The 6,238-nt window shown below is 74.2% G+C and carries 6 protein-coding genes; 2 read left to right on the top strand and 4 right to left on the bottom strand.

Features of this window, described 5'->3' with window-relative positions:
- From IG88_RS0137345 to IG88_RS0137355, 3 genes are all read right to left on the bottom strand, one after another.
- On the bottom strand, positions 1-1,808 hold a 1,808-nt coding region (locus IG88_RS0137345), incomplete at its 3' end, for an NAD-binding protein (RefSeq protein WP_031051182.1).
- 324 nt (positions 1,809-2,132) lie between these two features.
- Complete coding sequence (locus IG88_RS0137350) at positions 2,133-3,215, bottom strand: PucR family transcriptional regulator (RefSeq protein WP_031051185.1); 1,083 nt, start codon at positions 3,213-3,215, stop codon at positions 2,133-2,135.
- Between the two features lie 102 nt (positions 3,216-3,317).
- Complete coding sequence (locus IG88_RS0137355; RefSeq protein ID WP_031051188.1) at positions 3,318-3,563, bottom strand: zinc-ribbon domain-containing protein; 246 nt, start codon at positions 3,561-3,563, stop codon at positions 3,318-3,320.
- 244 nt (positions 3,564-3,807) lie between these two features.
- On the opposite strand from IG88_RS0137355, the gene IG88_RS0137360 reads away from it, so the two are divergent.
- The gene (locus IG88_RS0137360) at positions 3,808-4,098 is read left to right on the top strand and encodes a DUF3040 domain-containing protein (protein WP_031051193.1); all 291 of its coding nucleotides are present in this window, start codon (positions 3,808-3,810) and stop codon (positions 4,096-4,098) included.
- A gap of 96 nt (positions 4,099-4,194) precedes the next feature.
- The gene (locus IG88_RS0137365; protein ID WP_031051195.1) at positions 4,195-5,739 is read left to right on the top strand and encodes a potassium/proton antiporter; all 1,545 of its coding nucleotides are present in this window, start codon (positions 4,195-4,197) and stop codon (positions 5,737-5,739) included.
- Between the two features lie 308 nt (positions 5,740-6,047).
- On the opposite strand, the gene IG88_RS44815 is transcribed toward IG88_RS0137365, so the two are convergent.
- Positions 6,048-6,238, bottom strand: a 191-nt coding sequence (locus IG88_RS44815) for a hypothetical protein (RefSeq protein WP_234332484.1), incomplete at its 5' end; no start/stop codon positions are given.

Below are 6,238 nucleotides of genomic sequence, written 5' to 3' on the forward strand. Positions count from 1 at the left end.
CTCCCCGCCCGCCCCCCGCCGGAGGCCCCGTCGGACACCTCAAGCGCCAGCACCCGCCAGGCCCCCGCCCGAAACGCCTCCCCCACCGTCTTCCCCTCCAGTTGCGGATGCCCCGCCACCTCCACCGCCGCGAACAGCAGCACCCGCCGCTCGACAGGGATCGCCCCCAGGATCTGGCGGCCCATCATCGCCCCGGCGAAGGACGGCGCCGCCAGGTGCGTCACGCTCCGGCTCCGGGTGAGCGCCCGGGGGTGCGCGGCACGCAGGGTCCGGTACACGGCGGTCGCGAAGTCGTCGTCGTACAGCCGCAGCACCACCCGCAGCCGCGACCGTACGGAACGCGCGTACAGCACCGCCTCCAGGTTGGTCGTGTCCACACTGGTCAGTGCGAGCAGCGAGTGCGCCCGGTGGATCTTCGCGGCCTCCAGGACGCCTTCCTGGGTGACGTCCCCGAGCACCACCGGCACCCGCAGCCGCCGCGCCGTCGCCATGCCGCGTGCCTCGGGATCGGCCTCGACGCACACGACCGGGATGTCCATCTCCCGCAGCCGGGTCAGGACGCGCGTGCCGATCTTGCCGAGTCCCAGCAGGACGACGTGCCCGCCCAGCCCGCGCGGCGGCTTGCGCAGGGAGGACGCGGTGCGGAAGGTGCCCAGCGCCTCCAGCACGGCCGCCAGCAGGACCGGCAACAGCAGCAGTCCGACGAAGCCGGAGAGGAGCTGGAGGATCTGCCGCCCGACGTCGTCGTTGTGCGCGGGCTCGTTGATGGAGAAGAGGTCGAGCAGCGTCACGTACGTGGCGTGCAGCGGATGGTCGCCGGTGACCACCATCAGCGCCACCGCGAGCGCCACCACGCACGCCGCCAGACCCGCCAGCGACCACCGCAGCCGGCGCGAGAACAGCTCGCCGAAGGCGGGCACTCCGGCCCGCCCGGCGGGCAGCGACGGACCGGAGTACGACACCTGCTCCAGGACCACGGTCCCGCGTCCGGTGGCGGCCTCCACCGCCGCGGCGTCGGGCAGCAGTTGGGGTCCCTGCTCGCCGCTGTCCTCCGAACCGTCCGTGCCGGCGGGGTCGTTGCTGGTCGCGGAGAGCAGCGCGAGGGTGCACAGTCCCGGGTCGGCCACCTCGCCGGGCGCGGGCGGGTGCCGTTCGACGGCGCGCAGCAGGATGCCGTCCGTGTCGACGATCTTGCTGGTGCCGACGAGGGCGGTGGCCGCGAGCGCGGGCGCGGCGGTGTCGGCGTCGGACAGCACCGTCGTGGACCCGGACCAGCCCCCGCCCCCGCCCCCGACGTCGGGACCGGAACCGGAACCAGGACCAAGACCGGAATCCGGACCGGAACCGGAATCCGGACCGGAACCGTCCCCGGTCGCCAACGCGGCGCTCTGGTCGAGCAGTTCCTCGATGTGCTGCCCCAGGCGCCGGTTGTACAGCCGCAGGACCAGCCGCAGACGGGGGTTGAGCCGCCGGGCGGTCAGCGCGGCGCGGATGTTGGTCTCGTCGTCGTCGTACACGAGGGCGAGCGCGGTGGCCCGTTGGACACCGGCGTCCGCGAGCACGTCCTCGGTCGGCTCGGTGGCCTCCAGTTCGCGGTCGGCGCCGCCCTGGTCGCCGTTGCCCGAGCGGTTGACGGCCGCGTTGACCATGTCGAGCAGGGCAGCCGACGCCGCGCGGGCCCGGCCGACCACCGGCTGGCGCACCCGGCGCCCGGAGGGCGGGACGACGAGTGTGACCTGTTCGCGGTAGACGCCGCGCAGTTCGGCGGCCAGCCGGTGTGCCAGCCCGTCGTCGCCGCACACCACCATGTGCGCGTACCCGTCGCCCTGCGGAACCTGGTTCGGAACGCTCCCCGTATGAGTCCCCATTTGAGGAAGGACAGTACCGGTACCGGCCGCGGTTCCGGGGTCGCCGGAAGAGATCGAGGACGGCATGGAAGACGCCTGAAGGTTGCCGGAACGCGGCAGTGACGCGTGGTGGGGCCCCGTGTGACGATCGGTCTCACCGAAGGACGGCGACGGGCGGGCCGGGGGAGGCACGGCGGCACGGGGGGTGCCGCGGGGGCGTGCCGCCCGCCCCGTCACCGGCCTTCGGTGAATGCCGGGCCGGCCCCGCGGGGGGTGGGGCGGGGGCTAGATCTCCTGCGCGGGCCAGCCCAGCAGCCGGGCGCCGATGACCGCGGTCTGCAGCGTGTAGCGGTGCACCGGGTCGGAGGCGTCCGCCCCGGTGAGCTGGTGGATGCGGTCCAGCCGGTAGGTGAGCGCCCGCACGCTGAGTGAGAGCCGCCGGGCGGCCTCGGCGGCGGTGCAGCCGGCGTCGAAGTACACCTCCAGTGTCTGCAGCAGGGGTTCGGCGCCGCCGCGGGCCTCGCGCAGCGGACCCAGCACACTGAGCACCAGGTCGGCCATCGCCTGCCGGTCCCGGGCCAGGACCGGGTAGACCAGCATGTCGGCGGCGCGCACCACGGGTTCGTCCAGGCCCAGCCGCTCGGCGAGTTCGAGGGTGCTGAGCGCTTCCTCGTAGCTGTGCACCACGCCGCCCGCACCGCTCTGCGGGCGCCCGATGGCGACCCGGCTGCCGTCCGTGGCGGCGTAGGCCTGCTTGGCGAAGAAGGCCAGGACGTCGTCCTGGTCGCCGGGGGCGATGCAGATCAACTGACCGTTCTTGGTGGTGATCAGGACGCGCCGGTCGCCGAAACGGGAGTTGAGCGCGGTCTCCACCACCCGGGTGACCGGTGCGGTGTCGTCGTACGCGTCGGGGCCCTCGGCCACCGCGACGGCGTGGGCGTGGGAGAGGACGAGCCCGAACCGTTCGGCCCGCTCGGCGAGGCGGCCCAGATCGCTGCGCCCGTAGAGCAGGTCGTCGATGAACTCCCGTCGCGCGGCCTCCTCCTGGCGCACGGCGAGTCGCTGCGCGCGCTCGTACCCCTCGGCGAAGGCGTCCACGGCCTGCGCGACGGCGCCGAGCACGCTCGTGGCGACGTCGGAACCCGCCCCCGCCGGACCGCTGCCGGGCCAGGACGCGCGCGTGGCGTCCAGATGCAGCCGTACGAGGCTGCGCAGGCTGTGTCCCGCCTCCGCGGCCTGCTCGCCGAAGAGCCGCCGCTCCTCCAGCTCGTCCCGGGTCAGCCGGCGTCCCGTGTCGGCGACCCCCGCCAGGATCTCGGCGTACCCGGTCAGGTACGTCTCCCGCTGGTCCGTCCGCAGGTCCGTCACCCCGTGCCTCCCCTGCCGTTCACGCCCCGTGCGCGGAGTCCGGCAACGTGAGGGTAGTCAACACTGCCGGAAACCGGCAACGCGCGGGGCAGGGGTCAGCCGCTAACCTCCGCCGGCCTCCTGCGCCTGCAGCCGCCGGGCCTGTTCCCGGGTCACCCGCTGCTCGGCACCGCAGGAGGTGCACTGCGTCGCGTACGTGGTGGAGAGGGGGAACAGCGGCACGAAGAAGAGCGTGAACTTCCTGACGCGCTTCCTGAGCGCGTGCGCGGCGGGACTGCCGCACCGGCCGCACACCAGCGACAGCATCGCGAGCTGGTAGAGGTAGCCCTTGGTGCCGAGAACGATCACGAGCCGGGTCCTTCCGGTAGGCCCCCGCGGGGCGCCCGCGTTTCCTACAGGTTGCACGCAGCGGTATTTGGGTGCCGCCCCGTATGGCCCGGACGGCCCCGTACGGGCGAGCCTGGAGGCCACTCCCCTTACCCGGCGGCCTCGTTCCGGTGTGACCGGGACGACCAGCACCGCAAGGAGAGCGCATGGCCCGCCCCGCTGACCGCGTCGCCCCCGCCGGGCCCCGCGGCGGGAGGAGGACCTCATGTCCCTGTCCGACGACCGCAGACTCACCGAGATCGAGACCCGGCTGCACCGCGAGGACCCCGAGTTCGTCCGGTCCTTCACCGACGGCCGCCCCCTGCGCCCGCGCGAGTACCGGTACCACCGGGCCTGGCTGCTGCTCTGCGTTGCGCTCGGCGCGCTGGCCACCGGTGTCTTCCTGGCCCACGGGCTGCTCATCGCCGCCGGGCTCGTCTTCGCCGGTGTCGCCGGTGAACTGTTCGACCCGCACCGGCGCGCCCGCGCCCGGCGGTGCCCGCCGTCCGGGTCCTGACCCCGGCGGGTGCCGCGCCGCAGGGGCGGAGGCGCCCCGGGGCGCCGGTGCGTGCGCCGTCGCCGTCGCGGGCGCGTACGGCGCGGAGCCTGGCCGATGACCCTGTCCGAGCTGTACGTGATGCTGCTGATCGGCGGCACGGTGCTGCTGGCCAGCATCGCCGCCGCCCGCGCCGCGCACCGCATCGGCCTGCCCAGCCTGCTGCTGTTCCTGTGCGTCGGCCTCGTCGCGGGCGAGGACGGCCTCGGCCTGCGGTTCGACGACGCCCAGCTCGCCCAGGCGCTGGGCGCCGCCGCCCTCGCTCTCATCCTGGTCGAGGGCGGCCTGACCACGCAGTGGAGCGACGTACGGCGCCTGCTCGCCCCCGCCGGAGTGCTGGCCACGGTGGGCGTGGCGATCTCCGTCGTGGTGACCGCGGCGGGCGCGCACTGGCTGCTGGGGATCGACTGGCGGCTGGCCCTGCTGATCGGCGCGATCGTCTCCTCCACCGACGCCGCCGCCGTCTTCTCCGTCCTGCGCGCCCTGCCGCTGCCGCGGAAGGTGAGCGTGCTGGTGGAGGCCGAGTCCGGCTTCAACGACGCGCCGACCATCATCCTGGTCCTGCTCTTCTCCACCACCGCCGGCCTGCCCGGCCCGCTGCCCGTCGTCGGCAACCTGCTCTTCCAGCTCGTGGTCGGCGGCGTCCTGGGCGTGGTGATCGGCCGCCTGGGCGTCGCCGCACTGCGGCACATCGCCCTGCCCGCGACCGGTCTGTACCCGTTGGCCACGGTCGGCTTCGGCGTCATCGCCTTCGCCGCCGCCGGAGCGCTGGGCGCCAGCGGCATCATCGCCGCCTACCTCTCCGGCCTGGTCCTCGGCAACGCCAAGCTGCCCCACCGCGCGGCCACCCGCTCCTTCTCCGAAGGCGTCGGCTGGCTGGCCCAGATCGGCCTGTTCGTCATGCTCGGCCTGCTCGTCGACCCGACCGAACTGCCCTCGGCGATCGTCCCGGCCCTCGTCGTCGGCCTGGTCCTGCTCCTGATCGCCCGGCCCGTGTCGGTCCTCCTGTGCCTGCTGCCCTTCCGGGTGCCCTGGCGCGAGCAGGTCTTCATCTCCTGGGCCGGTCTGCGCGGCGCGGTCCCCATCGTGCTCACGACCTTCCCGGTGGTGGCCGGGGTGGCCGGTGCGCGCGACGCCCTGAACATCGTGTTCGTGCTCGTCGTCCTGTTCACCCTGCTCCAGGGGCCCACGCTGCCCGCCGTCGCCCGGTGGACGGGCGTGACCCGTCCGGACACGCTGCGCGAGATCCAGGTCGAGTCCGCCCCGCTGGACCTGCTGGACGCCGACCTGCTGACGGTGTCCGTACCGCCCGGCTCGAAGCTGCACGGCGTCACCGTCGCCGAGCTGCGGTTGCCGCACCCGACGGTGGTCAGCCTGGTCGTCCGCGACGGCGCCACCCTCGTACCCGACCGGGAGACCGTGCTGCGCGCCGGTGACGAACTGCTGCTCATCACCGCGCCCCAGGTCCGCGAGGCCGCCGAACGCCGCCTGCGCGCCGTCGGCCGCCGCGGCAGACTGGCCCGCTGGTTGGGCGAGTCCGGCGCTCCGGAGTCGGAGAATTTGCTCCCGGTTCACTCGGGAAAGCAGCAAAATGCCCAATAAGTGATGCGGTAAACTTCTTTACCGAGCCGTGACCGTGCGGCAGTTCGAGGAGACGGGGGGTTCCGCGCGATGCACCGAGCGACCCCGACCGTCATTCCCGCCGGCCCCATGGGAGCCGTGCGCACCGCACGCATCGACAACGCGGCCCGAGACAGCGTCCCCGAATTCTGACGCCCCCTCGCCGAGCCCGCGGTGACCGAGGCAGGCCACACGGCTGCGCCGCCGCGTAGCCGCCGCGGGCCGTCGTGCCACTGGAGCGGCACCGGTGGGCGGTGGGGGCAGCCCCGCACCTGGCACCCCCAGGCCGTTCAGGCAGGCACCGGGAGGCCGCCCCGCACCGCCGGGCAGCCCACCTGCCCGCTCCGCACCACCACCGCACCCGCCCGCTCCGCACCACCACCGCACCCGCCCGGCCCGTTCCACCACCGCACCCGCCCGGCCCGTTCCACCACCGCACTTGCCCGCTCCGCACCACCACCGCACCCCCTCGCGCCGCAGG

Source organism: Streptomyces sp. NRRL F-5650 (assembly GCF_000721365.1).
GTDB lineage: Bacteria > Actinomycetota > Actinomycetes > Streptomycetales > Streptomycetaceae > Streptomyces > Streptomyces ardesiacus.